Origin of the sequence: Micrococcus sp. TCR-5, assembly GCF_052220525.1 — a bacterium.
Lineage (GTDB): Bacteria > Actinomycetota > Actinomycetes > Actinomycetales > Micrococcaceae > Micrococcus > Micrococcus luteus.
On record NZ_JBQPDO010000009.1, the window covers coordinates 43991 to 70236 of the forward strand.

Below are 26246 nucleotides of genomic sequence, written 5' to 3' on the forward strand. Positions count from 1 at the left end.
CGGCCCCGCCGTCCTCCCCGTCGAAAGGCCCACCCCGCATGACCGTGTCCGCCGACGCCCGCGCCGACGCCGTGAAGGACGGCGGCTTCGTCCACCTGCACACGCACACCGAGTACTCCATGCTCGACGGCGCCGCGAAGCTGGACGACCTGTTCGCCGAGGCTCAGCGGCTGGGCATGGACTCGCTGGCCATCACGGACCACGGCTACCTCTTCGGCGCCTACGACTTCTGGTCCAAGGCGACGGCGGCGGGCGTCAAGCCGATCATCGGGCTCGAGGCCTACGTGGCCCCCGGGCAGCAGCACCGCACGGACAAGGAGAAGACCCGCTGGGGCGAGCCCCACCAGCGGGGGGACGACGTGTCCGGCGGCGGTGCGTACACGCACATGACGCTGCTGAGCGAGACCACCGAGGGGATGCACAACCTGTTCCGGATGGGCTCGATCGCCTCGCTGGACTCGGTGTACGCCAAGTGGCCGCGGCTGGACCGGGAGCTGCTGAGCCAGTACTCGAAGGGCCTGATCGCCACCACGGGCTGCCCCTCCGGCGAGGTGCAGACGCGCCTGCGCCTGGGCCAGTACCGGGAGGCGATGCAGGCGGCCTCGGACTTCCGGGACATCTTCGGCAAGGACAACTACTACTGCGAGATCATGCACCACGGCCTCGACATCGAGCGCCGGGTGATGACGGACCTGCGGCGGCTCGCCAAGGACCTGGGCCTGCCGTTCGTGGCCACGAACGACCTGCACTACACCCACGAGCACGACGCCAAGGCGCACGAGGCGCTGCTGGCCCTGCAGTCGGGCTCGAAGCTCAACGAGCCCAGCTACGACCAGGGCGGCTCCCGCTTCGCGTTCTCCGGCACCGAGTACTACCTGAAGTCCCCGCGGCAGATGCGCGAGCTGTTCGCGGAGCTGCCCGAGGCCTGCGACAACACGCTGCTCATCGCCGAGCGGTGCGAGGTCGAGTTCGACACGAAGGCCAACTACATGCCGGTCTTCCCCACGCCGGAGGGCGAGGACGAGACCAGCTGGCTCATCAAGGAGGTCGCCTCCGGTCTGGCCTACCGCTACCCGGACGGCGTGCCGGACCACGTGCGCAAGCAGGCGGACTACGAGCTGGACGTCATCATCTCGATGGGCTTCCCCGGGTACTTCCTCGTCGTGGCCGACTTCATCAACTGGGCCAAGGAGAACGGCATCCGGGTGGGCCCGGGCCGCGGCTCGGGCGCCGGATCGATGGTGGCGTACGCGCTGCGCATCACGGACCTGGACCCGCTCAAGCACGGGCTGATCTTCGAGCGGTTCCTCAACCCGGACCGCGTGTCCATGCCCGACTTCGACGTCGACTTCGACGACCGCCGTCGCTCCGAGGTGATCGACTACGTCACCCGCAAGTACGGCGACGAGCGCGTCACCATGATCGTCACGTACGGCACCATCAAGACCAAGCAGGCTCTGAAGGACTCGGCCCGCGTGATGGACCAGCCCTTCTCGATGGGCGAGTCCCTCACCAAGGCGCTGCCGCCGGCGGTGATGGCCAAGGACATCCCGCTCAAGGACATCGAGGACCCCGCGGCCCCGCGCTACGGGGAGGCCGCGCCCTTCCGCGAGCTGATCGCGACGGACCCGGTGGCGAAGGAGGTCTTCGAGACCGCCAAGGGTCTCGAGGGCCTGAAGCGGCAGTGGGGCGTGCACGCGGCCGGCGTGATCATGTCCTCGGTGCCGGTGATCGACGTCATCCCGATCATGCGCCGCCTGCAGGACGGCCAGGTCATCACGCAGTTCGACTACCCGATGGCGGAGTCCCTGGGCCTGATCAAGATGGACTTCCTGGGGCTGCGCAACCTCACGATCATCTCGGACGCGCTCGAGAACGTGAAGGCGAACCAGGGCGTGGACCTGGACCTGGAGACCCTCGACGTGGACGACCCGGCGGCCTACGAGCTGCTGGCCCGCGGCGACACCCTCGGCGTGTTCCAGCTCGACGGCGGGCCCATGCGCTCGCTGCTGAAGATGATGCGCCCGGACAACTTCGAGGACATCTCGGCGACCATCGCCCTGTACCGCCCCGGCCCCATGGGCGCGAACTCGCACACCAACTACGCGCTGCGCAAGAACGGGCAGCAGGAGATCACCCCGATCCACCCGGAGCTGGAGGAGCCGCTGCGGGAGATCCTGGACACCACCTACGGCCTGATCGTGTATCAGGAGCAGGTCATGGCGATCGCCCAGAAGGTGGCGGGCTACTCGCTCGGCCAGGCCGACATCCTGCGCCGTGCGATGGGCAAGAAGAAGAAGTCGGAGCTGGACAAGCAGTACGAGGCGTTCCACCAGGGGATGCTGGACCGCGGCTACTCGGAGGCCGCGGTGAAGGCCCTGTGGGACATCCTGCTGCCCTTCTCGGACTACGCGTTCAACAAGGCGCACTCGGCCGCCTACGGCCTGGTCTCCTACTGGACGGCCTACCTCAAGGCGCACTACCCGGCGGAGTACATGGCCGCGCTGCTCACCTCGGTGGGCGACGACAAGGACAAGCTGGCCATGTACCTCAACGAGTGCCGCCACATGGGCATCACCGTGCTGCCCCCGGACGTGAACGAGTCCCACCTGACCTTCACCCCCGTCGGCCGGGACATCCGCTTCGGCATGGGCGCCGTCCGCAACGTGGGCGCCAACGTGGTCAAGGGCATGGTCCAGGGGCGCGAGGAGAAGGGCTCGTACACGGGCTTCGGCGACTTCCTGGCGAAGGTGCCGCTCGTGGTGTGCAACAAGCGCACCATCGAGTCCATGATCAAGGCCGGCGCCTTCGACTCCCTCGGCTACGCCCGCCGCGCCCTGCTGGCCGTGCACGAGGAGGCCGTGGACGCCACCGTGGCGCAGAAGCGCAAGGAGGACCACGGCGAGTTCACCTTCGACCTGTTCGCGCTCGGCGGCGGCGACGAGGACGACTCCGACGCCGCGGACGGCGTCGCCGTCCCGGACCTGCCGGAGTGGGCCAAGAAGGAGAAGCTCGCGTTCGAGCGCGAGATGCTGGGTCTGTACGTGTCCGACCATCCGCTGCAGGGCCTCGACGGCGTCCTGGCCCAGCACGCCGACGTCCAGATCACCCGCGTCCTCGACGACGACGGGCCCGCGGACGGCGCGATCGTCACCATCGCGGGCCTGATCACCACGCTCGAGCGCCGCATCGCCAAGTCCTCGGGCAACGCGTACGCGCGCTGCGAGATCGAGGACCTCGGCGGCTCGATGGACGTCATGTTCTTCGGCCAGGTGTACGCGCCCATCGCGATGATGCTGGCCGAGGACCTCGTCGTCGCCGTCAAGGGCAGGGTGCAGCGCCGGGACGACGGGTCGGTGTCCCTGTCGGCGATGGAGCTGACCATCCCGGAGCTCTCGGACGGCCCCGGCGGCCCCGTGCGGATCACGCTGCCAGCGTTCAAGGCCACGGAGCAGGTCATGGGCCAGCTGGCGGACGTGCTGCGCACCCATGAGGGCTCCTCGGAGGTGCGGCTGTCCCTGGTGGGCCAGCGTGCCACGCAGGAGTTCCAGCTGGGCCCGCAGTTCCGGGTGAGCCCGAACCCGGCGCTGTTCGGCGACCTCAAGATCCTGCTGGGTCCGGCCTGCCTCGGCTGAGCGGACGTAGCATGGGAGTGCCCCGCCCAGGAGGAGAGAGCTGATGCACTGCCCGTTCTGCCGCCATGAGGACTCGCGCGTGGTGGATTCGCGCTCCCTCGACGACGGCTCCGCCATCCGTCGGCGTCGGCAGTGTCAGGCCTGCGGCAAGCGGTTCACCACCATGGAGACCACCGCCCTGACCGTCGTCAAGCGCTCCGGGGTGGCGGAGCCGTTCGACCGCTCCAAGGTGATCAACGGCGTCCGGAAGGCGTGCCAGGGGCGGCCGGTGACGAGCGACGACCTGGCCATGCTCGCCCAGGAGGTCGAGGAGACGGTCCGTGCCACGGGCAACGCCGAGGTGGACGCCCACGACGTCGGCCTGGCCATCCTCGATCCGCTGCGCCGTCTCGACCAGGTGGCCTTCCTGCGCTTCGCCTCCGTCTACCGGGACTTCGAGTCCCTCGACGACTTCGAGGAGGCCATCGCCGAGCTCCGGGCCGGTGACGGGGACGACCGCGGCCGTCCCGCCGTGCAGCCGCGGCTGTTCACCCGCTGACCTGGGCCGATGCGACGGCGCCGCCGGGATCGACGGTGCAGTGGTGCGCACGGCCTCCAGACGCTACAGTGATCCCCGGGCCGACCTCGGTCGGCCCGGCAAGACTGCCGAGGGCGGTTCCGGAGGGGAAGCCGGAACCGCCCTCGGTGTCTGCGCCCTCAGTTGCCGTCGGCGAGCGAGCCGTGCGCGGCCAGGGCGGCGCCCACGATGCCCGCGTTGTTCTGCAGCTGGGCCGGGACGATCGGGGTGCGCAGGCGCAGCAGCGGCAGGTAGTCGTCCGGCCGCTTGGAGATGCCGCCGCCGACGATGAACAGGTCGGGCGAGAAGATCCGCTCCACGTGGGAGAAGAAGCGCTGCAGTCGCTCGGCGTACTCGGCCCAGCTGAGCTGATCGCGCTCCCGGGCCTTCGCGGAGGCCCGCGACTCGGCCATCACGCCGTCGAGCTCCAGGGAGCCGACCTCGAAGTTCGGGACGAGCACGCCGTCGTGGATCATCGCGCCGCCGATGCCGGTGCCGAGGGTGATCACGTGCACCAGGCCGCGCACGCCCCGCCCGGCCCCGTAGCGGGCCTCCGCGAGGCCGGCCGCGTCGGCGTCGTTGACCACGGTCACGGGGCGGCGCAGGTGCTCCTCGAACCTGCCGCGCAGGTCCGTGCCGATCCACGAGTGGTCGATGTTGTTCGCGGACAGGCACACCCCGTCCTTGACGATCGAGGGGAAGCACACGCCCAGCGGGGCGGAGGGCTTCGGCGCCTTCTCGCGCCCGTCGAGCTCGGCGGTGATGGCCGCCAGGGTCGCCGCCACGGGCTCGGGCATGGCCGGCTGCGGCGTGGGGATGCGGAAGCGGTCCCCGCGCAGGGTGCCCGCCTTCGGCCCCGACCCGAGGCGGACCAGGCCGCCCTTCATGCCGGTCCCCCCGACGTCGATGCCGATCGTCGTGGGGTATTTGGAGGAGCGCTGGGCGGTGCTGGTGTGCGTCGTCACGGCCCCCAGCTTAGTGCCGGGTCACGGCAGCGTGAGAATCTCCGCGCCGTCGTCCGTGACCACGATCGTGTGCTCGAACTGCGCGGTGCGACGGCGGTCGCGGGTCACCACGGTCCAGCCGTCGTCCCACTGGTCCCACTCGATCGTGCCGAGGGTGAGCATCGGCTCGATGGTGAACACCATGCCGGGCACGAGCAGGCGGTCGTGGGCCGGGGCCGCGTCGTAGTGGGGGATCACGAGGCCGGAGTGGAAGTCCACGCCCACGCCGTGGCCGATGAAGTCGCGCACCACGCCGTAGCCGAAGCGCTTGGCGTAGGACTCGATGGCGCGGCCGATCACGTTGACCTGACGGCCGGGCTTCACGGCGCGGATGCCGCGGCGCAGGGCCTCCTCGGTGCGCTCGACGAGCAGCCGGGACTCCTCGTCCACGTCGCCGACCAGGTAGGTGCGGTTGTGGTCCCCGTGGACGCCGTCCAGGTACGCGGTGATGTCCAGGTTGACGATGTCCCCGTCCTCCAGGACGGTGCCGTCCGGGATGCCGTGGCAGATGACCTCGTTGATCGAGGTGCAGATGGACCGCGGGAAGCCGCGGTAGCCCAGGCAGGACGGGTAGGCGCCGCGCTCCACGAGGAAGGCGTGCGCGATCCGGTCCAGCTCGTCCGTGGTGACGCCCGGGCGGATGTGGGCGGCGGTGTGCTCCATGGCCTGCGCGGCCAGGCGGCCGGCGGCGCGGATCCGCGCGACGCCGGCGGCGTCGTAGACGTCCGAGGCCTTGCCCTCGTCCGGGGTGGCCTTGCCGACGTACTCGGGGCGCGGGATCGCGGCCGGCACGGGCGGGGCGGGGGACGGGGCCCCGGGCGTCAGCGTGCCGACGGGGGCGAGCGACCCGGGCTCCGGCGCGGTGGGGCCCGCAGGGCGGGGACCGTTGTGGCTGGACGGGGCGACGGGGTTCTGACGCTGGGACATGTCCTCCAGCCTATCGGCCCGGCTACTGTGGCCCCCATGACCGAGACGAGCGAGTTCTGGTACAACGTCAACACGCATCAGGTGGAGGTGGGCGCCCAGTCGGACTGGTCCCAGCTGCTGGGCCCGTTCGGCACCCGCGAGGAGGCCCAGGCCGCGATGGACCGCGTGCGGGCGAACAACGAGACCGCCGACGCGGAGGACGAGCGCGACGACGACTGGGACAGCCGTCCCGTCGACGACGCCTCCTGACCGCGGCGCCGGACGACGCCGGGCCCCCGTCCCTCGGACGGGGGCCCGGTCGTCTCACGGGGCGGGTTCAGCCCTCGAAGCCGTGCTCCGGGGCCGGGAACGCGCCGTCGAGCACGTCCGCGCGATAGGCCCGGACCGCGTCGCCCACGACCTCGTGCAGACGGGCGTACTGACGGACGAACCGGGGCACCCGTCCCTCGCGCAGGCCGAGCATGTCCTGCCACACGAGCACCTGGCCCGTGGTGCCCGGGCCCGCGCCGATGCCCACGGTGGGCACCCGCAGCGCGGCGTCGACGGCGGCGGCGACGTCCGAGGGGACCATCTCCATCAGGACGGCGAACGCCCCCGCGGCCTCGAGGGCCCGGGCCGACGCCGTCATCCGCTCGGCCGCCCCCGCGCCGCGGCCCTGCACCCGGTAGCCGCCGAGCACGTGCTCGGACTGCGGGGTGAAGCCGATGTGGGCCATGACCGCGACGCCGGCGGCCGTCATCGCGGCCACGTGCTCGGCGAAGCGCTCGTCGCCCTCCACCTTGACGGCGTGCGCGCCGGACTCCTTCACGAGGCGCACGGCCGACTCGACGGCCTGCCGCGGGGAGGCCTCGTACGAGCCGAAGGGCAGGTCCGCGACCACGAGGGCACGCTCGGCACCGCGTACCACGGCCTGGGTGAACAGGATCATCTGGTCCAGGGTGACCGGCAGGGTGGTGGGATGGCCCAGCACGGTGTTGCCCACCGAGTCGCCCACGAGCAGCACCTCGACGCCGGCCTCGTCGAACAGGGCCGCCGTCATCGCGTCGTAGGTGGTGAGCATCGCGAAGCGCCGGCCCTCGTCCTTGGCCCGCTGCAGGTGGACCGTCCGGTACCGGGACGGGGCGGGCGGACCGTAGGGGGCGGTGTCGTCAGGCTGCCGGGGGGACTGGGGAGCAGACATGGGCCGGAGTCTACGCGGCGCGTCTAGAGTGGCGGCATGGATCGACAGCAGGACTACGTGCTCCGCACCATCGAGGACCGGGACGTCAAGTTCGTCCGGCTCTGGTTCACGGACGTGATCGGCACCCTGAAGTCGGTGGCCCTGTCTCCGGCCGAGGTGGAGAACGCCTTCACGGAGGGCCTGGGCTTCGACGGCTCCTCGATCGACGGATACACCCGCATCTCCGAGTCGGACATGCTGCTGCAGCCCGATCCCTCGACCTTCCAGATCCTGCCCTGGCGCGGCGACCAGGAACAGAGCTCCCGGATGTTCTGCGACGTGCTCACCCCGGACGGCCGCCCCGCCCCCGCCGACCCGCGGCACGTGCTGCGCCGCGTGCTGGACCGGGCCGCCGATCGGGGCTTCACGTGCTTCACCCACCCGGAGATCGAGTTCTACCTCCTGCAGTCGGACCAGCCCGGCCCGGACGGGGAGCCGGTGCCCGTGGACCGCGCGGGCTACTTCGACAACGTGCCCGGCTCCGACGCGGCCGACTTCCGCCGCGACGCCGTCAGCCTCCTCGAGGGCATGGGCATCTCCGTCGAGTTCAGCCACCACGAGAACGGCCCCGGCCAGAACGAGATCGACCTGCGCGCGGCGGACGCGCTCACGACGGCGGACAACGTGATGACGTTCCGGACCGTCGTCAAGGAGGTCGCCGCCGCCCAGGGCACCTACGCCACGTTCATGCCCAAGCCGTTCTCCCACCACCCGGGCTCCGGCATGCACACCCACTTCTCCCTCTTCGAGGGCGACGCGAACGCGTTCTACGACCCCGCGGACGAGTTCCGGCTCTCCGTCACGGGCCGCCGGTTCATCGCGGGCCTGCTGCGCCACTCCGTGGAGATCACCGCGGTGACCCACCAGTTCGTCAACTCCTACAAGCGTCTCTGGGGCGGGGGAGAGGCCCCGTCGTACACCTCGTGGGGGCACAACAACCGTTCCGCCCTCGTGCGCGTTCCCCTGTACAAGCCGGACAAGGCCGGCTCGGCCCGCATCGAGTACCGCGGCATCGACGCCTCGGCCAACCCGTACCTGGCCTACGCGCTGCTGCTGGCCGCCGGCCTGAAGGGCATCGAGGAGGGCTACGAGCTGCCCGAGTCCGCCGCCGAGGACGTCAGCGCGCTCACCACCCACGAGCGGCGCGTGCTCGGCCACGTCCCCCTGCCCGGCACCCTGCACGACGCCCTGCGCGCCGCCGAGGAGTCCGAGTTCGTGGCGTCCGTGCTGGGCGAGCACGTCTTCGACGCCCTGCTGCGCAACAAGCGCCAGGAGTGGGACGACTACCGGGTGGAGGTCACGCCGTACGAGCTGCGGCGCTACCTCTCCGGCCTCTGAGGCGCCGGCCGTGTCCGCCCTGCCCGACGCGGCGACCGCCGACGCCCCGGACCGCCGCACCCTCGCGCACGCCGGCGTCGCCGACGCCGGCCGCGTGCAGACGCTGCTCACCTCGCCCGAGTTCGAGGGCGTGGACGTGCGTCCCCTCGTCGAGCTCCTCGGCCACGCCGCCGATCCCGACCGGGCCCTGCTGCTGTGGGTGCGCCTGGCCGAGCGCGAGCCCCGCGTCCACCACGCCCTCCGGGACCCCGGGACGACGGCCCGCCTGCTGCGGCTGCTCGGCGCCTCCGAGGCCCTCGGCGAGTTCCTCATCCGCCGTCCCGAGCACCTGGACCTCGTCCTCGACCCGGACGCGGCCGCCGCCACCGCGCCCGCCCTCGCCCAGCCCGACCCGACCGCCGGCGAGCCCTGGGGTGATGCGTCCGCCGCCCTGCGCCGCCTGCTCCTGGACTCGGTGGGCGCCGACCCGGACGCCGACCGCCCCCTCGCGGCCGTCACCGGCAAGGACGCCGCCGTCGCCCTGCGCCGCGCCTACCGCCGCCAGCTGGCCGCGATCGCCCTGCGCGACCTCGACTCCGCCGAGCCCACGGCGGCCATGCCCTCGGTGGGCCGCTGGCTCGCGGACCTGGCCGGCGCCGCCGTGGACGCGGCGCTCGCCGTCTCACGGGCCGTCCTCACCGAGCGGGAGGGCCCCGTGGTGGACCGCCTGGACCTCGCCGTGATCGGCATGGGCAAGTGCGGCGCCGGCGAGCTCAACTACGTCTCGGACGTGGACGTCGTGTTCGCCCACGCCGTCCGCGAGGCCGCGGACGGCGCGGACCCCGACGCCCAGGTCCCGGACGGGCCGCGCGCCGCCGCGCTCGCGGCCGAGCTGGCCGCGGGCATCGGCCGCGTGATCCAGGGTGCGGCCCCCGAGCCGGGACTGTGGGAAGTCGACGCCAACCTGCGTCCCGAGGGCAAGGACGGCGCCCTGAGCCGCACCGTGGAGTCCCACGCCGAGTACTACCGCCGCTGGGCCCACGGCTGGGAGTTCCAGGCCCTGCTCAAGGCCCGCCCGATCGCGGGCTCGCCACAGCTCGGCGAGCGCTACATCGCGGAAATCTGGCCCCGGGTGTGGGAGTCCTCCGCGCGCGACGGGTTCGTCGAGTCCGTCCGGGCCATGCGCGCCCGGGTCCTGGACACCCTCGCCCCCGCGGAGCGCGAGCGGGAGATCAAGCTCGGGCCCGGCGGTCTGCGCGACGTCGAGTTCACGGCCCAGCTGCTCCAGCTCGTGCACGGCCGTGCGGACGAGTCGCTGCGGGTGCGCGGCACGCTCGACGCGGTGCGGGCGCTGCACGCCGCCTCCTACGTCACCACGCGAGACGCGCGGGCGTTCGACGAGCACTACCGGTGGCTGCGCACCCTCGAGCACCGCATCCAGCTCGTGCACCTGCGGCGCACCCACCTGATGCCGGTCAAGGAGGAGGCCCGCCGCGTCGTCGCCCGGTCGATGCGCGGCGCCGCCGACCGGGGCCCCGCCACCGGCGAGGACCTCCAGGCCGAGTTCACGCGCGTGCGCCGCGCCGTGCGCGGTCTCCACGAGACCGTGTTCTACCGGCCGCTGCTGTCGACGACGGCCGCCCTGTCCGCCGAGGACGTGCGGCTGTCCGCGGAGGCCGTCCGCGACCGCCTGGCGGCGCTGGGCTACCGCGACCCGCAGGGCGCCCTGCGGCACATCGAGGCCCTCACGCAGGGCGTCTCGCGCCGGGCCGCGGTCCAGCGGCAGCTGCTGCCGGCCATGCTCGGGTGGTTCGCGCGGGGCGCCGACCCCGACGGCGGCCTGCTCGCCTTCCGCCGGCTCTCCGAGTCGCTGGGCGGCACGGCCTGGTATCTGCGGATGCTCCGCGACTCCTCGGACGCCGCCCGGCGGCTGTGCCTGGTCCTGTCCGGCTCCCGGTTCGTGGGGGACCTGCTCGAGCACTCGCCCGAGGCCGTGGCCTGGGTGGGGGACGACCGGGAGCTCGACCCCCGGGGCGCCATACAGCTCTGGCGCCAGGTCGACGCGCGGCTCGACCGCCGCGTGGCCGCGCAGGAGGCCCCGGCCGCCGTCCGCCACGTGCGGCAGGTGCGCCGCAGCGAGACCCTGCGCGTGGCCCTGGCGGACATCTCGGGGCTGCTGGACCTCGAGGCCGTCACCGGGGCCCTGTCGGACATCGACCAGATCACCGTCGTCGGCGCCCTGCGCGTGGCCTCGCGCGCCGTCGTCGGGGACGCCGACCCGCTCACCGACGTGCTCGTGGTGGCCATGGGCCGCCAGGGCGGCCGGGAGATCACCTACGGCTCGGACCTCGACGCCCTGTTCGTGCACCGGCCACGCCCCGGCGTCGACGAGGGGCGGGCGCGCGAGCAGGCCGAGGAGGTCGTGCGGACGCTGATGTCCCTGCTGCACCGCCCCGCGACCCCGCCGCTGCCCGGCGAGCGGCCGCTCGAGGTGGACGCCGACCTGCGCCCCGAGGGGCGCCAGGGGCCGCTCGTGCGCACCCTGGACTCGTACCGGGAGTACTACGGGCGCTGGGCGGAGGTGTGGGAGCGTCAGGCGCTGCTGCGCGCCCGGCCCCTGGCCGGCGACGACGACCTCGCCACCGACTTCCGGCGGTGGGCCGACGGGGTCCGCTACGCCGGGGACCTGACCACCGCGGACGCGCGGGAGATCCGGCGCATCAAGGCCCGTGTGGAGGCCGAGCGCCTGCCCCGCGGCGCGGACCCCTCCCGGCACGTCAAGCTCGGCCGCGGCGGGCTCTCGGACGTGGAGTGGCTGGTGCAGTCCCTGCAGCTGCGCCACGCGGGAGAGGTCGAGGACCTGCGGGTCACCGGCACGCTGCCGGCCCTGCGGGCGATCGCCCGGCACGGGCTGCTGCCCGAGGCCGAGGTCGCCGTGCTGGAGGAGGCGTGGCTGCTGGCCACCCGGATCCGCGCCGCCCTGCTGCTGTGGACGGGCAAGGTCTCGGACGTGCTGCCCACGAACATGCGCGACCTCGAGGCCGTGGCCCGCCTCAGCGGGGTGGGCACGGCCGGCGGGGAGCTCGAGGAGCGCTACCTGCGGGTGACCCGCCTGGCCCGTCAGGTGTTCGAGACCCGGTTCTACGGGCTCTGAACGACGCCGGCCCGCCACCTCGACGGGGTGGCGGGCCGGCCGTGCTCCGGTGTCACGAGCGCCGGCTCAGGCGCGCACGACGTGCTCCCCGAGCAGCTCCAGGGTGCGTCGCCGCACGCCGGCGTCCTGGGCCGCCGTCGTGATGATCAGCTCGTCCGCCTGGACCCGCGCCGCGAAGTCGTGCAGCCACGCCGCCGTCGTCGGGCCGGTGCCCACGGCCGTGCACTCGAGCATCCCGAGCACCTGCTGACCGGCGGGGGAGTGCAGCAGCATCTCGACCTCGTCGTCGGTGAGGGTGCGGCCCCGGCCGAGCATCATCCGGATGCGCGCCCGCTGCGCGGCCTGCCACTCCCGCTCGGCCACCTCCTCGGTGTCCGCGGCGATCACGTTGGCCGCCGCGATGAAGTGCGGCTCCGCGAGGGCCTCGGAGGGCTCGAAGTGCTCCCGGTACAGGCGCGCCGCATGCTCGAGCATCTGCGGTGCGAAGTGGCTCGCGAACGCGTAGCCCAGGCCGAGCTGCGCGGCCAGCTGGGCGCCGAACGCCGAGGAGCCGAGGATGTACAGCGGCACGTTGGTGCCCTTGCCGGGGTAGGCGTCGATGCCGGGGATCAGGCTCTGGCCGGTGAGGTAGCCCTGCAGCTCGAGCACGTCCTGCGGGAAGCGCTCGGCCGCCGACGGATCCCGGCGCAGCGCCTGCAGCGTCCGCTGGTCGGTGCCGGGGGCGCGACCCAGGCCCAGGTCGATGCGGCCGGGGTGCAGCTCGGCCAGGGTGCCGAACTGCTCGGCGATCACCAGCGGCGAGTGGTTGGGCAGCATGACGCCGCCGGAGCCGAGGCGGATCGAGTCGGTGTGCGCGGCCACGTGCGCGATGAGTACGGCCGTGGCGGAGGAGGCGATGGAGGGCATGTTGTGGTGCTCCGCGTACCAGACGCGCCGGAAGCCGGCGGCCTCGGCGACGCGGGCCTGCTCCACGGATTCGGCGAAGGCTTCGCCCATCGGGGCGCCGTCGCGGACGAGGGCGAGGTCCAGCAGGGACAGCGGCAGGGGGGTGGGGGCGGTGTGCTCGGTCATGGTGCTCCTGGTCTGCGGGCCGCCCGGCCGGGCGGAGGTCTCCACAGATCCAGCGCCCACCGGCCCCGGACTATTCCGCGGCCGGGCACGACGACGGCCGCCCGCCTCCGGCGTGGGAGACGAACGGCCGTCGTCGGGGCCGCGGCGGGCGGATCAGACCGAGTAGTACAGCTCGAACTCGTAGGGGTTCGGGCGCAGGGCCAGCGGGGCGATCTCCATCTCGCGCTTGTACGCGATCCAGGTCTCGATCAGCTCCTCGGTGAACACGTCGCCGGCCAGGAGGAACTCGTGGTCCTCCTCGAGGGCGTTCAGGGCCTCGTCCAGGGTGGCGGGTGCCTTCTGGATGTCGGCGGCCTCCTCGGCCGGCAGCTCGTAGAGGTCCTTGTCGATCGGCTCGGCCGGCTCGATGCGGTTGCGGATGCCGTCCAGGCCGGCCATCAGCTGCGCGGCGAACGCGAGGTACGGGTTGCCCGAGGCGTCCGGGGCGCGGAACTCGATGCGCTTGGCCTTCGGGTTGGAGCCGGTGATCGGGATGCGGATGCCCGCCGAGCGGTTGCCCTGCGAGTAAACCATGTTCACGGGGGCCTCGAAGCCCGGCACCAGGCGGCGGTAGGAGTTCACCGTGGGGTTGGTGAAGGCCAGGACCGCGGAGGCGTGCTTCAGCAGGCCGCCGATGTACCAGCGGGCGGTGTCCGAGAGGTTCGCGTAGCCCTTCTCGTCGAAGAACAGCGGCTCGCCGCCGTTCCACAGGGACTGGTGGCAGTGCATGCCGGAGCCGTTGTCGCCGAAGACGGGCTTGGGCATGAAGGTCGCGGACTTGCCGAACATGTTGGCGACGTTCTTGACGACGTACTTGAACTTCTGCAGGTCGTCCGCCGAGTGGGTCAGCGTGTTGAAGCGGTAGTTGATCTCCGCCTGGCCCGCGGCGCCCACCTCGTGGTGGGAGCGCTCTACCTCGAGGCCGACCTCGGCCAGGACCGAGCAGATCTCGTCGCGCAGGTCGGCCTGCTTGTCCGTGGGGGAGACGGGGAAGTAGCCGCCCTTGAGGCCGGTCTTGTGGCTCAGGTTGCCGCCCTCGTCCTCGCGGGAGGCGTTCCACCAGGCCTCGTCCGAGTCCACGGCGTAGAACGAGCCGCGGGGGGAGGACTCGTAGCGGACGTCCTCGAAGATGAAGAACTCGGCCTCGGGGGCGAAGAACGCCGTGTCGGCGATGCCGGAGGAGCTCAGGTAGGCCTCCGCGCGCTGGGCCACGCCGCGCGGGTCGCGCAGGTAGGGCTCGCCGGTGCGGGGGTTCACGATGGAGAAGTTCATCGTGAGGGTCTTGCGGACCCGGAAGGGGTCCACGAAGGCCGTCGCGACGTCCGGGATGAGCTGCATGTCGGACTCGGCGATGCCGGCGAAGCCCCGGATCGAGGAGCCGTCGAAGAGCTGGCCCGTGACGAAGAAGTCCTCGTCGACGCTCGAGGCGGGCACGTTGAAGTGGTGCTGCATGCCGGGGAGGTCGGTGAAGCGGACGTCGACGAACTCGATCCCCTCATCCTTGATGTACGCGAGGACGTCCGCGGGGGAGGTGAACATGGTGCGCTCCTGTGGTCGTGACGATGGTGGCATGTCCGGCACGGCGGCGCTGGCGTGGCGGGTGTCATCACCCTACTTGCCCGGCGGCCTCCGTGGGCGTCGGTGACGCCCCACGGCGAGCCTCGCGGTTCCGCGCCGGTAGGCTGGGCCGGTGGCACGCAGAGCACCCGACCCCGCGCAAGAGCCCGAACCGACCCGCCGCGACGAGCCGCTGATCACCCGGCGCGACCTCGCCGGCTGGGTGGACGGTCCGGGCGGCGGCCTGGCCGGCGGCCGCTGGCCGGGGGACCTGCTGGGCCTGCCCGAGCACGGCCCGACCTCGATGGCCACTGCGGCCCGCCGCGCCGTCGCCCTCGTGATCGACTGGTTCCTGGCCCTGGGCGTGTCCTGGCTGCTCTTCGACTCCGACGCGATCGCCACCCTGATGGTCTTCGCCACCATGCACATCCTGGGCATCACCCTGCTGGCCACCACCGTGGGCAAGGCCGTGTGCCGCACCCAGGTGGTGCGCCTCGGCGGCCGGACCGCCCCCGTGCACCGCGTGGTGGTGCGCACGGCGCTGCTGTGCCTCGTGCTGCCGGCCGTCGTCGTCGGCCCGGACGGCCGCGGCATGCACGACAAGGTCGCCGGCACCGTCGAGATCCGCATGTGAGCGCACCGGCCCGCGCCGGACGACGCCGGATCCGACTCGACGCGAGGCCGGACACGACGAAAGGGGGGCGCCCCGCCGAATCCTCGGCGGGGCGCCCCCCCTTCGCGCGGGTGCGTCGGCGCTCAGCGGCCGCGCATGGCGCGCCGGCTCGGGCGCACCTTGTTCGGGTCGACGCCCTTGGGGATGGGCAGCCGGTTGGTGTTGAGCGCGGTCAGACGCTTGTCCACGGCCTGGACCTCCTGCGCCGTGAGGGCCTTCTTCATGCCCTTGAGCGTGCCGGGCAGCTCGTGCAGCGGGACCTGGCCCTGGCCGTTGCCGGACTCCACCACGGTGACGGGCACGCCGGGCAGGAAGCGGCGCATGGCCTTCTCCTCCTTGACCACCAGCGCGGCGACGCGGGGGGAGGGGCCCTCCGTCACCAGCACGACGCCCGGCCGGCCCACGGCGCGGTAGACGAGGTCCTGGGTCTTCGGGTTCACGGCGGCCGGCTGCTCGGACACGATCCAGCCGCGGCCCAGCGTGGAGAGCGCGGCGCCGGCGGCGCCGGGGCGGCCCTCGAGCTGGGCGAACCCGGCGCGGCGCGCCTTCCGGTTCAGGATGACGACGGCGGCGAGCACACCGAACGGGATCGCGATGAGCAGCCACGTGATCCAGTTGTCCAGCAGGAGGCCGATGACGAGGCCGACGACCAGGGCGCCCAGGAAGGCCAGCAGCATCCACAGTCCGACCTTGGGGTCGTGCGCCTTGGTCATGGCGTAGGCCTGCTTGAGCTGGGAGATCACGCCCGGGCCCTTCGTGGCGCGCTTGTCCCGGCGCTGGGCCTTCGCCTGCTCCTTCTCGCGGAGGCGACGCTCGCGCTGCATGGCCTTGACCTCCTTGAGCGTGGCGGAGGTGGAGCCGGAGGAGGACGCGGGGGGCTGGCTGTTCTTCGTCATGGCGGGGTCCAGTCTAGTCGGGCGGCTCAGGACATCTGGGCGACGACGGCGGAGGCCTCCTGGCGGGCGGTCTTCTCCCCGGCCAGGTGCGCCAGGTTCTCCGGCAGGGTCCGGCCGAGGCGCTGCATGGCCTGCGCGTAGAGCTTGCCGGCGCGGTACGACGAGCGCACCAGCGGGCCCGCCATGACGCCCTGGAAACCGATCTCCTCGGCGCGCTGGGACCACTGGACGAACTCCTGCGGCTTCACCCAGCGGTCGATGGGGTGGTGCAGCTTCGAGGGCCGCACGTACTGCGTGATGGTGATGATGTCGCAGCCGGCCTCGTGCAGGTCCACCAGGGCCTGGTCGATCTCGTGGTCCTCCTCGCCCATGCCGAGGATGAGGTTGGACTTGGTCACGAGCCCGTCGGCCTTGGCCATCGTGAGCACCCGGAGGGACTTCTCGTACGTGAAGGCCGGGCGGATGCGCTTGAAGATGCGCGGCACCGTCTCCAGGTTGTGCGCGAACACCTCGGGCCGCGCGTCGAACACCTGTTGGACGAGCTCCGGCACCGCGCCGAAGTCCGGCGGCAGGATCTCGACGCCGGTCCCCGGGTTGAGCGCGTGGATGCGGCGGATGGTCTCCGCGTAGAGCCACGCCGCGCCGTCCTTCTGGTCGTCACGGGCCACGCCCGTGACGGTGGCGTACCGCAGGTCCATCTCGCGGATGTTCTCGGCGACCTTCTGCGGCTCCTCCATGTCCAGGGGGCGCGGCTTGCCGGAGGTGATGTCGCAGAAGTCACACCGGCGGGTGCAGATGTCCCCGCCGATGAGGAACGTGGCCTCGCGGTCCTCCCAGCACTCGAAGATGTTGGGGCAGCCGGCCTCCTCGCACACGGTGTGCAGGCCGGCGGACTTGACCTTGTTCTTCAGGCCGATGTACTCGGGGCCCATGTGGACCTTGGCCTTGATCCACTCGGGCTTGCGCTCGACGGGCACCTCGGCGTTGCGCGCCTCCACGCGCAGCAGGCGGCGTCCTTCGGGGGCGAGGCTCATGCGGGGATTCCTTCCGTGGGGGTGACGGCGATGTACGCAGGCCCGAGCTCGTCCAGATGACGGGTGAGCACCGGCACGACGTCGGCCGGGGTGATGGTCCGGCCCGTCTCGACCGACAGGGTGGTGGTGGCGGCGTCCGTGATGCCGCACGCGATGATGCCCTCGTAGGGGGCCAGGGAGTTGGAGCAGTTCAGCGCGAGGCCGTGCATGGAGACGCCGTCGTGGATGGACAGGCCGATGGCGCCGACCTTGCGGTCCGGGCGGGCCGTGCCGTCGTCGTCCCGGTCCGCGAGGACCCAGATGCCCGCCCGCCCGTCCACGCGGACGGCCGTGACGCCGAACTCGGCGGCGGTGCGGATCAGCAGCTCCTCGAGGAACCAGACGTAGTCCTTGACGTGGGCACGGTCGCGCAGTCGGACCACGGGGTAGCCGACCAGCTGGCCCGGGCCGTGCCACGTGATCTTGCCGCCGCGGTCCACGTCCACGACGGGGGCGCCGTCCGTGGGGCGCTCGGCGTCCTCGGTGCGGCGACCGGCCGTGTAGACGGCCTCGTGCTCCAGGAGGAGGAACTCGCCGTCGGAGCGGCCGGCGACGACGTCCGCGTGCAGGGCGCGTTGGGCGTCCCAGGCGGCGTGGTAGTCCACCAGGTCGGGCGCCAGGCCGAGCACGCGCAGGGGCGGCAGAAGGGTCTCGGGCATGACGTCCACTGTAGTCCTCGGGCCCGGACCTGTGGACAACCGCCGTGACGCCCGGGGACATGCGGCACCCTGGGATGGAACGGACGGCGCGGCGGAGAGGGGAGCCGGATGCGGGACTGGGACGAGGCGGACGACGGCGCGGTGGGACGCGTCGGCGGCGGGCCGGAGACGGAACCGGAGAGGACGTCGGAGCTGGGCACGGCTGCGCCGCGCGCCCCGGGCTGGGCACCCGTCCGGCTGCTCGGCGCGGGCGCCCAGGCGGAGGTCTGGCTCGTCGAGGACGGCCGGGGCGTCCGGGCCGCCCTGAAGGTGCCCCGTGCCGGCGCGGCGCCGGACGCCTTGGCGGCGGAGGCGCAGGCCGGACGGGTCGCGCATCCCCATCTGCTGCGCGTGCTCGGCGTGGTGGAGACGGACCGGGGCCTCGGAGTCCTCACCGAGCACCGCGCGGCCGGCACGCTGCAGGACATGGTGCAGCGGGTCGGACCCCTGAGCCCGGGGCAGGCCGTCACCGTGCTCGTCCCGATCGCCCAGGCTCTCGCGTGCCTGCACCGCGAGGGGGTGGTGCACGGCGACGTGTCCCCGGCGAACGTCCTGTTCGGCGTCGACGGCAGCCCGGCCCTCGCCGACCTCGGCGTCGCCCGGGTGGTCGGCGGGGCGTCGGGGGCCGGGGCGACGCCGGGCTTCGCGGCCCCCGAGGCGCTCGCCGCGGTGGAGGGGGCCGGGGCGGAACCGGGGGCGTCTCCGGCGGTGGGGGCGCCGAGTGACGTCCATGCGTGGGCCGCCCTGGGCTGGTACGCGCTCACCGGTCGGGCGCCGGGCGCCGCCGGGCATCGGGCGCCGCTGCCCGTCCTGGTCCCCGAAGCGTCCCCCGAGCTCGCGCTGCTGCTCGATGCGGCGCTCTCCCCGGACCCGGCGGCGCGGCCGAGCGCGGAGGAGGCCGCCGCAGCCGTATACGCGACGGCCCGGCCCGAGCCGGTCCCGCTGGGAGAGGCCGCCCCCGCCGAGGTGGCGCACCTGCTGCCCACGGTGCTGCCGGGCTCCGGGCCCACGCGGCGACGCCGGGGACGACGCGCGGCTCCGAGACGGCGCGCGCTCGCGCGCCGACGGGGGGCGGCGCCACGCCGGGGCGTCCTCGTGGCCGCCGGGCTGGCCACCGCGCTGGCCGTCGGCGGCGGCACCGCCGGGCTGTGGTGGCCGGCGTCCCTGGGCGACGCGACGGAGGGGGCGCCGGAGCCGGCGGGCGCGGTGCCGGCCGGCACCTCGGTGGACGCGGCGCGCCCGGCGGACGGGACGCCGGAGAGCGGGACGCCGGCGAGGGTGCCGGACGCGGGTGCCCCCGGGGAGGACGCCGCCGGGGAGGACGCCGTCGACGTGGGCGAGGCGCTGGCCGCGGTCGGCCACGCCCGGACTGCCGCGCTCATCGACCCGGAGCCTGCGCGACTGGACGCCTACGCCGTGCCCGGGGGACCGGCGTGGGAGAACGACCGGGATCTGCTGCGCCGGCTGACGGACGAGGGGTTCGCCTTCTCCGGCCTCGAGGTGACGGTGGAGCAGGCCGGACCCGCCCGGCGGGCCGGGGACGACGCGCTGCGTGTCGACGCCGTGCTCCGGACGTCGGCCCACACCGTGCTGGACCGCGCGGGACGCGTGGCGGCGCATCGGGAGGCGACGGCCGAGGAGGTCGTGCTGGTCCTGCGCAGCGGCCACGGAGAGGGCCCCGAGGGGCGGGACGGCGGCGCGGCGGGTCGGACGTGGCGGGTCGAGACCGTCGATCCGCGCTGACCCCGGGCCCGGATCCAGCGCCGGAGGCCGGCGGTCCAGACGGGGGGACGCCGCGGGCCCCGGGGAGAAGCTCCCCGGGGCCCGCGGCGTGGTGCGGCGTCAGCCGCCTGGGCTGATCACTGCCAGAGGACGGCGACCAGGATGTTCACCAGGCCCAGACCGCCCACCGCGTGGGCCAGGCCCGTGGGCACGACCTCCCCGCGGTTGGACTTGCGGCGGCCGATCAGGGCGGCCACGAAGACGATGACGCCGATCAGGAACTTGACGCCCAGCTTCATGTGGTTCGGCTCCCCGCTCATGGCGAGGCCGAAAAGCACCACGCCGGAGACGATCATGCCCACGGAGCCCCACCACTGCGAGGTGGTGACGGTCGGGTTGCGGAAGTGCGCGAACCAACCGCCCACGATCGCTGCGGCGGACACGATGTGCACGGCCACCAGGATGCTGTGCAGGATATCCACAGTCCTTCTCCCTTTCCGTCAGAGACCAAGCTCGTCGGCGAACTGACCGCCCTCGAGACGCTGACGCAGCGTCGTCAGGAAGCGGCCCGCGTCGGCCCCGTCCACCAGGCGGTGGTCGTAGGTCAGGGACAGGTACATCATGTGGCGGATGGCGATCGAGTCGTTGCCGTCCGCGTCGGTCACCACCATGGGGCGCTTGACGATCGCACCGGTGCCCAGGATCGCGACCTGCGGCTGGTTGATGATCGGCGTGTCGAACAGCGCGCCCACGGAGCCGATGTTCGTGATCGAGAACGTGCCGCCCGAGAGCTCGTCCGGCGAGATCTTGTTCGTGCGGGTGCGCTCGGCCACATCGGCGATCTTCTGGGCGAGGCCCGTCAGGTTCAGGGAGCCGGCGTCCTTGATGACGGGCACCAGCAGCCCCTTCTCCGTGTCCACGGCAATCGCGATGTCCTCGGACGCGTGGTACGTGATCTCCTTGTTGTCCTCGGAGAACGACGCGTTCAGCTTGGGGTGCTGCTTGAGGGCCTCGGCGACCGCCTTGGTGATGAACGGCAGGTACGTCAGGTTCACGCCGGCCTGCTGCTGGAAGGAGGCCTTGGCCTTCTTGCGCAGCTGCACGATGCGGGTGACGTCCACCTCGTGCACCTGGGTCAGCTGGGTGGACAGGTCGAGGGACTCGCGCATGCGCTGGGCAATGACCTGGCGGATGCGCGGCGCCTTCTCCACCTCGCCGCGGACCGAGGGGTCCACGGAGGAGCTCGCGGCCGGGGCGGACGCAGCGGCCGGGGCGGACGACGGGGCGGCAGCCTCGGAGGCCTGCTCGGCCGGAGCCTCGGACCCGCCCGCGGCGGCCTGCGAGGCCAGCGCGGCGGCGAGCACGTCCTGCTTGCGGATGCGGCCGCCGACGCCCGTGCCGCGAACCGTGGACAGGTCCACGTTGTTCTGGTGGGCCAGGCGGCGCACCAGCGGGGTCACGTAGCCCTGGCCGGGCTCGGTGGCGGAGGGCGCCTCGGCGGACTCGGCCTGCGCGGAGTCGCGCTCAGCGGACTCGCGCCGGGAGGCCTCCTCGGACGGAGACGCCTCCGGCGTCTTCTCCGACTTCTCGGCGCCGGCGGCCTCGGCGGCCTCCTCGGTCTCCTCGGGGGCCTCGGCCTCGGTCGCCTTGTCCTCGATCTCCTCGGCGGACGCCTCGTCCTGACCGGAGGAGCCCTCCGACGGGGCGGAGCCGCCGCCGGCGGAGCCGGAGCCGACGAGCGCGAGGACGGCGCCCACCTCGACGGTGTCGTCCTCCTCCGCACGGATCTCCAGGAGGGTGCCCGCCACGGGGGAGGGGATCTCGGTGTCGACCTTGTCGGTGGAGACCTCGAGCAGCGGCTCGTCGACCTCGACCTCGTCGCCGACGGACTTCAGCCAGCGGGTCACGGTGCCCTCGGTCACGGACTCGCCCAGCGCGGGCAGGGTGACCTCGGAGGCCTCGCCGCCGGCCGACGGGGCCCCGTCCGAGCCCTGGTCGGTGGAGGCGCGCTCCTCCGGAGCCGGCTCGCCTGCGGGCTCCTGCTGGGCGTCGTCCTGCTGCGCCTCCTCGACGGCGGGCTCCTCGGCCGCGGCGTCGTCCTCCGACGCGTCGGCGGAGCCGCCGCCGGAGCCGTCGCCGATCGTGGCCAGCGGGGCGCCGACCTCGACCGTGTCGTCCTCCTCGACCAGGATCTCCTCGAGCACGCCGGCCACGGGGGACGGGATCTCGGTGTCGACCTTGTCGGTGGAGACCTCCACCAGGGGCTCGTCGACGGCGACCTCGTCGCCGACGGCCTTGAGCCAGCGGGTCACGGTGCCCTCGGTGACGGATTCGCCCAGGGCGGGCAGGTTCACGGTTTCAGACATGGTTCCGATGCTCCTCATGAGGGGTGGGCGCCGGGGGCGCCCACCCGGGGTTGCGAGGTGGGCCCGACGCACGGACCCGGGATGGTCAGTGCGGTGGGTCAGCTGTGCAGCGGGTGGCCGAACAGGGCCATGGCGGCCTCGCCCAGGGCCTCGTTCTGCGTGGGGTGCGCGTGCACGAACTGGGCGACGTCCTCGGGGTAGGCCTCCCAGTTCACGATGAGCTGCGCCTCGCCGATCTGCTCGCCGATGCGCTTGCCGATGCCGTGCACGCCCACGATCGGGCCGTTCTTCTGGCGGATCATCTTGATGATGCCGCCGGTGCCGAGGATCGAGGACTTGCCGTTGCCGGCCAGGTTGTACTCGGCGACCTCGACGTTGTCCTTGCCGAACTTCTCCTCCGCCTTGGGCTGGGTGTAGCCCACGGACATGATCTCCGGCTCGGTGAAGGTGACCTTCGGGATGTTGATGTCCTCGACGACCATCGGCTTGTTGCCGGCGATCTCCTCGGCCACGAAGATGCCCTGCTGGAAGCCGCGGTGCGCCAGCTGCAGACCGGGAACGATGTCGCCCACGGCGTAGATGCTGCCGACGCCGGTGTGCAGACGCTCGTCGGTGAGGACGAAGCCGCGGTCCATCTTGACGCCCTGCTCCTCGTAGCCGAGGCCCTCGGTGTTCGGGCCGCGGCCGACGGCGACGAGGCAGACCTCGGCCTCGAACTCCTTGCCGTCCGCGAGGGTCACCTTGACGCCCGAGTCGGTCTCCTCGACCTTGTCGAAGAACGTGCCCAGGTTGGTCTTGATGCCCTTCTTCTTGAACTCGCGCTCGAGGACCTTGATGATCGCCGGGTCCTCGTTGGGGACCAGGGTCGTCAGGCCCTCGATGATGGTGACGTCGACGCCGAAGGAGTTCCACAGGGACGCGAACTCGGAGCCGATGACACCGCCGCCGAGCACGATGGCCGACTTCGGGGTGTAGTCCAGCTCGAGGGCCTCCGTGGAGGTCATGATCTTCTTGGAGATGGGCAGGCCCATGGTCTTGGCCACGGAGCCGGAGGCCAGCACGATGTTCTCCGCCGTGTAACGGGTGCCGTCAACCTCGACCTCGTTCTGCGAGACGAGCTTGCCCTCGCCCTCGATGACCTGGACCTTGCGCATCTTCAGCAGGCCGGCCAGGCCCTTGTGCTTGCCGGCGACGATGCCGTCCTTGTAGTCGCGCACCTTCGCCATGTCCACGGACTCGAGGGTCGCGTTGACGCCGAACTTGGCGGCGTTGCGGGTCTCATCGGCCACCTCGGCGGCGTGCAGGTAGGCCTTCGTGGGGATGCAGCCCCAGTGCAGGCAGGTGCCGCCGACCTTGGACTTCTCCACGAGGGCGACGGACTTGCCGTACTGCACGGAACGCAGGGCTGCGGCGTACCCGGCGGAGCCACCGCCGAGGACGAGGACGTCAAATTCCTGAGCGGTTGCCTTGTCGGCCACGGTGTTGCTCCTTGGTGCTGGGGTCGGTGGATCGTGGTGGTGGTGCGTCACCGCCACCCCCGGCCGTCGGCGGCGGGCCGCGCGGCCGGGGGACGCGGTGGACATCGGGACCAACCTTACCGGGCACGCCCCTCGATGAGACCCACCAGGGTCCGCACCATCACGCCGGTGGCGTCCTGCGGGGTGTAGCCGTACGCGGCCGACTCGTTGAAGGAGGGGCCGGCGATGTCGAGGTGGGCCCAGGGGGTCCGCGCGGCGGCGTCGCCCTCCGGCCGTCCGGCGTCGACGAATTCGCGCAGGAAGGTGGCGGCGGTCATCATGCCGCCGAAGCGGTCGCCCATGTTGGAGATGTCCGCGACGCGCGAATTGAGCGAGGCGCGCAGCTGCTCCGGCAGGGGCATGCCCCACGCGAGCTCCCCGGCGGCGTCGGCCGCGGCGACGACCTCGTCGCGCAGCGCGTCGTCACCCATGACGCCCGTGTGGCGCACGCCGAGGGCGACCAGCTGGGCGCCGGTGAGGGTGGCCACGTCGAGCACCGCGTCGGGGCGCTCGTCGGTGGCCGCCACGAGGGCGTCGGCCATGACGACGCGGCCCTCGGCGTCCGTGTTCATGACCTCCACGGTCTTGCCGCCGTACATCGTGATGACGTCGGACGGGCGGATGGCGGTGCCCGAGGGCATGTTCTCGGCCAGCGCCAGCCAGCCGGTCACCTTCACAGGGACGTCCAGGGCCGCGGCGGCGCGCACGACGGCGAAGACGGTGGCGGCGCCGGCCATGTCCGACTTCATCGTCATCATCGAGGCGGCGGGCTTCAGCGAGATGCCGCCCGTGTCGAAGGTGATGCCCTTGCCCACCAGCGCGATGTGCGCGGCGGCGTCGGCCGGCGCGTGCTCGATGCGCACGAGCCGCGGCGGGCGGGAGGAGCCCTGGCCGATCGCGAAAATGCCGCCGAAGCCCTCGGCGCGCAGGCGGTCCTCGTCCCACACGTCCACGCTCACGGACGAGTCCGCGAGGTCCTCCGTGACCGCGTCCGCGAACGTGGCCGGGTAGAGGTGCGAGGGGGCCGTGTTCACCAGGTCGCGCACGGCGCAGACCGCGTCGCCCACGACGGCGGCCCGGCGCAGCACGGGGCCGGCGTCCGCGGCGGCGAGCGGGGTGACGACCTCGAGCTCGCGGACGGGACGGGACGAGTCCGCCTCGGCGCGGGCGCGCTCGGACTTCTGGGCGGTGAAGGCGTACGCACCCAGGACGGCGCCCTCGGCGACGGCGGCCAGTCGGGCCGGGGTGTCGGCCGGCAGGGCCAGGGCCACGGCGTCGGTGCCGGCCAGGGAGCGCACGGCAGCCCCGGCGGCGCGGCGCAGGGACTCGTCCGAGGCCTCGCCGTCGTCGTCCAGACTGCCGACGCCGGCCAGGACCAGCAGCGGCACCGGCACGCCGCCCAGCCCCGGGAGGCGGTGGACCTCGTCCTCGGCGCCCCGCACGCCCAGCAGCTCGAACGAGGCCTCGAGGGCGGTGGCTGCCTCGGCCGGCAGCGCGTCCGTCAGGAGCACGGGGCCGTCCGGGCCGGTGCCCACCCCCACGACGAGGGCGGAGGCGGTCAGGTCCTCCAGGGCGCGGGCGGTCAGGGTCGGGCGGTCCAGGGTGATCACGGACGGGCCTCTCTTCCGGGGGTGGGGGGATGCGCCCGGCGGGGTGGGCCGGGCCGTCCCGCGTCATCCTAGTCAGAGGGCTCGCGCGCCCGTCCAGGGCGCGCGGGCGCGGAATAGGAGGGTGCCGTGCCGTGGTTGACTGACGCCAGAGGACAGGGAGGGATGTGCGTCCGTCGCCATCCGGGCGGCGGGGACGACTCTCCCGCAGACGGACCACCGGAAGGGGAACGAGACGTGCAGGACGCCGCGCCGCTGTACACCCGTCATGAGGGGGCACCCGTGCCCCCCGGCCTGGGCATGCTCGTGGCCCTGACCGGGCACATGGACGCGGGCCGGGTCGCTCGGCAGGTGCGGGCGGCGCTCCACGAGCACCTGACCCACCGGACCGTCGTCTCCTTCGACGTCGACTCGATGTTCGACTACCGCGCCCGGCGTCCCCGGCTCCGGTTCGACCGGGACCGCTACCGTGATCTGCGTCTGCCGGCGCTCGAGGTGCAGCTGGTCGAGGACCTGCTCGGTCACCCCTTCCTGCTGCTGTCCGGCCCCGAGCCGGACTTCCGGTGGCAGGCGGTGACGGAGGCCGTGCTCGGCCTCGCGCAGGAGTGGGAGGTGGACTCGCTCACGTTCCTCGACGCGGCCCCGCTGCCGGTGCCGCACACGCGACGGCTCGGGGTCACGACCCACGGGTCCCGCGCCGACGCCGTGGAGGGGCTGTCCACGTGGAGCCCGGAGGCGGACATCGTCGCGGGGCTGCTGCAGATGCTCGAGCTGCGCGCCGAGGAGGCGGACCTGCCGACGGCGGGCTACACCGTCCATGTGCCGCACTACGTGGCCGAGGCGTCCTTCCCCCAGGCGGCCGTGGCCGCGCTCGAGTACGCGGGGGCCGCCATGGGGCTCATGCTGCCCTCGGACGACCTGCGAGACGCCTCGCGGGACATCGAGGCCGAGCTGGAGCGTCAGGTCTCCGGGTCCGGAGAGATCCAGCAGATGATCGCCGGTCTGGAGCGCAACTACGACCAGAACGCCGAGGACCAGGAGCGATCGCTGCTGGAGACCGAGCAGGGCCTGCCCGACGGCGACGAACTCGCCTCCGCCGTCGAGGCGTACCTCGCCGCGCGGGACGCCGGCGGCGGGTCCGCTCCTGCACAGGAGGACGGACCCGGCCGTCCGTCCACCGACGACGGGGACTGATTCCACCGCGGGGGCCCGGTC

General features: G+C 72.9%; 20 protein-coding genes. 8 read left to right on the forward strand and 12 right to left on the reverse strand.

Annotation, left to right across the window (positions count from 1 at the left end; translation table 11 throughout):
• Positions 1-38: 38 nt before the first annotated feature.
• Together dnaE and nrdR are read left to right on the forward strand one after the other, a co-directional pair.
• Positions 39-3635, forward strand: a complete 3597-nt coding sequence (dnaE, locus tag ACTSKS_RS06795; protein ID WP_141843994.1) for a DNA polymerase III subunit alpha — start codon at positions 39-41, stop codon at positions 3633-3635.
• A 43-nt stretch (positions 3636-3678) separates the two neighbouring features.
• Complete coding sequence (gene nrdR, locus ACTSKS_RS06800; RefSeq protein WP_002855838.1) at positions 3679-4173, forward strand: transcriptional regulator NrdR; 495 nt, start codon at positions 3679-3681, stop codon at positions 4171-4173.
• A 158-nt stretch (positions 4174-4331) separates the two neighbouring features.
• Here the strand turns inward: nrdR and ppgK are convergent, their stop codons facing one another.
• Both ppgK and map read right to left on the reverse strand, forming a co-directional pair.
• Positions 4332-5156, reverse strand: a complete 825-nt coding sequence (ppgK, locus tag ACTSKS_RS06805; RefSeq protein WP_036339941.1) for a polyphosphate--glucose phosphotransferase — start codon at positions 5154-5156, stop codon at positions 4332-4334.
• Between the two features lie 21 nt (positions 5157-5177).
• Positions 5178-6122, reverse strand: a complete 945-nt coding sequence (gene map, locus ACTSKS_RS06810; protein WP_144879656.1) for a type I methionyl aminopeptidase — start codon at positions 6120-6122, stop codon at positions 5178-5180.
• A gap of 36 nt (positions 6123-6158) precedes the next feature.
• Here map and ACTSKS_RS06815 point away from each other — a divergent pair, with 36 nt between their 5' ends.
• Positions 6159-6371, forward strand: coding sequence for an SPOR domain-containing protein (locus tag ACTSKS_RS06815; protein WP_442927396.1), 213 nt, complete (start codon positions 6159-6161; stop codon positions 6369-6371).
• Between the two features lie 67 nt (positions 6372-6438).
• On the opposite strand, the gene panB is transcribed toward ACTSKS_RS06815, so the two are convergent.
• Positions 6439-7302, reverse strand: coding sequence for a 3-methyl-2-oxobutanoate hydroxymethyltransferase (gene panB / locus ACTSKS_RS06820; RefSeq protein ID WP_036383056.1), 864 nt, complete (start codon positions 7300-7302; stop codon positions 6439-6441).
• Positions 7303-7338: 36 nt separating this feature from the next.
• On the opposite strand from panB, the gene glnA (ACTSKS_RS06825) reads away from it, so the two are divergent.
• Together glnA (ACTSKS_RS06825) and ACTSKS_RS06830 are read left to right on the forward strand one after the other, a co-directional pair.
• Positions 7339-8679, forward strand: a complete 1341-nt coding sequence (gene glnA / locus ACTSKS_RS06825; RefSeq protein ID WP_144879658.1) for a type I glutamate--ammonia ligase — start codon at positions 7339-7341, stop codon at positions 8677-8679.
• 10 nt (positions 8680-8689) lie between these two features.
• The gene (locus tag ACTSKS_RS06830) at positions 8690-11812 is read left to right on the forward strand and encodes a bifunctional [glutamine synthetase] adenylyltransferase/[glutamine synthetase]-adenylyl-L-tyrosine phosphorylase (RefSeq protein ID WP_144825528.1); all 3123 of its coding nucleotides are present in this window, start codon (positions 8690-8692) and stop codon (positions 11810-11812) included.
• A 66-nt stretch (positions 11813-11878) separates the two neighbouring features.
• Here the strand turns inward: ACTSKS_RS06830 and ACTSKS_RS06835 are convergent, their stop codons facing one another.
• Together ACTSKS_RS06835 and glnA (ACTSKS_RS06840) are read right to left on the reverse strand one after the other, a co-directional pair.
• Positions 11879-12883: an LLM class flavin-dependent oxidoreductase gene (locus ACTSKS_RS06835; protein WP_036314199.1), complete on the reverse strand. Its 1005-nt coding sequence runs from the start codon at positions 12881-12883 to the stop codon at positions 11879-11881.
• Between the two features lie 153 nt (positions 12884-13036).
• Positions 13037-14461 carry a type I glutamate--ammonia ligase gene (gene glnA / locus ACTSKS_RS06840; protein WP_036314201.1) on the reverse strand — a complete coding sequence of 475 codons (1425 nt, stop codon included), beginning with the start codon at positions 14459-14461 and terminating at the stop codon, positions 13037-13039.
• Between the two features lie 151 nt (positions 14462-14612).
• Here glnA (ACTSKS_RS06840) and ACTSKS_RS06845 point away from each other — a divergent pair, with 151 nt between their 5' ends.
• Positions 14613-15113 (forward strand): RDD family protein, encoded by a 501-nt coding sequence (locus ACTSKS_RS06845; protein ID WP_049146950.1) that lies wholly within the window; start codon positions 14613-14615, stop codon positions 15111-15113.
• Positions 15114-15235: 122 nt separating this feature from the next.
• Here ACTSKS_RS06845 and ACTSKS_RS06850 read toward each other — a convergent pair whose 3' ends face one another.
• From ACTSKS_RS06850 to lipB, 3 genes are read right to left on the reverse strand one after another with little or no spacing between them, the layout of a single operon-like run.
• Positions 15236-16048, reverse strand: a complete 813-nt coding sequence (locus ACTSKS_RS06850; protein ID WP_036314203.1) for a DUF4191 domain-containing protein — start codon at positions 16046-16048, stop codon at positions 15236-15238.
• Between the two features lie 26 nt (positions 16049-16074).
• Complete coding sequence (lipA, locus tag ACTSKS_RS06855; protein ID WP_036383060.1) at positions 16075-17082, reverse strand: lipoyl synthase; 1008 nt, start codon at positions 17080-17082, stop codon at positions 16075-16077.
• Entirely contained in the window at positions 17079-17780 is a 702-nt protein-coding gene (gene lipB, locus ACTSKS_RS06860) for a lipoyl(octanoyl) transferase LipB (RefSeq protein ID WP_442927397.1), read from the reverse strand. Before lipB ends, lipA begins: the two co-directional genes overlap by 4 nt.
• A gap of 108 nt (positions 17781-17888) precedes the next feature.
• Here lipB and ACTSKS_RS06865 point away from each other — a divergent pair, with 108 nt between their 5' ends.
• Positions 17889-19562: a serine/threonine-protein kinase gene (locus ACTSKS_RS06865; protein ID WP_442927398.1), complete on the forward strand. Its 1674-nt coding sequence runs from the start codon at positions 17889-17891 to the stop codon at positions 19560-19562.
• 116 nt (positions 19563-19678) lie between these two features.
• Here the strand turns inward: ACTSKS_RS06865 and ACTSKS_RS06870 are convergent, their stop codons facing one another.
• The 4 genes from ACTSKS_RS06870 to ACTSKS_RS06885 all read right to left on the reverse strand — a co-directional run bounded on the left by ACTSKS_RS06870 (position 19679) and on the right by ACTSKS_RS06885 (position 25034).
• Positions 19679-20023 carry a hypothetical protein gene (locus ACTSKS_RS06870; protein ID WP_010078527.1) on the reverse strand — a complete coding sequence of 115 codons (345 nt, stop codon included), beginning with the start codon at positions 20021-20023 and terminating at the stop codon, positions 19679-19681.
• Between the two features lie 18 nt (positions 20024-20041).
• Positions 20042-21907 carry a 2-oxoglutarate dehydrogenase, E2 component, dihydrolipoamide succinyltransferase gene (gene sucB, locus ACTSKS_RS06875; protein WP_442927399.1) on the reverse strand — a complete coding sequence of 622 codons (1866 nt, stop codon included), beginning with the start codon at positions 21905-21907 and terminating at the stop codon, positions 20042-20044.
• A 98-nt stretch (positions 21908-22005) separates the two neighbouring features.
• Positions 22006-23385: a dihydrolipoyl dehydrogenase gene (lpdA, locus tag ACTSKS_RS06880; protein ID WP_442927400.1), complete on the reverse strand. Its 1380-nt coding sequence runs from the start codon at positions 23383-23385 to the stop codon at positions 22006-22008.
• A gap of 116 nt (positions 23386-23501) precedes the next feature.
• A complete protein-coding gene (locus ACTSKS_RS06885; protein WP_442927401.1) occupies positions 23502-25034 on the reverse strand; it encodes a leucyl aminopeptidase in 1533 nt (510 codons plus the stop codon).
• Positions 25035-25313: 279 nt separating this feature from the next.
• On the opposite strand from ACTSKS_RS06885, the gene ACTSKS_RS06890 reads away from it, so the two are divergent.
• A complete protein-coding gene (locus ACTSKS_RS06890; protein WP_256972011.1) occupies positions 25314-26225 on the forward strand; it encodes a PAC2 family protein in 912 nt (303 codons plus the stop codon).
• Positions 26226-26246: the final 21 nt, after the last annotated feature.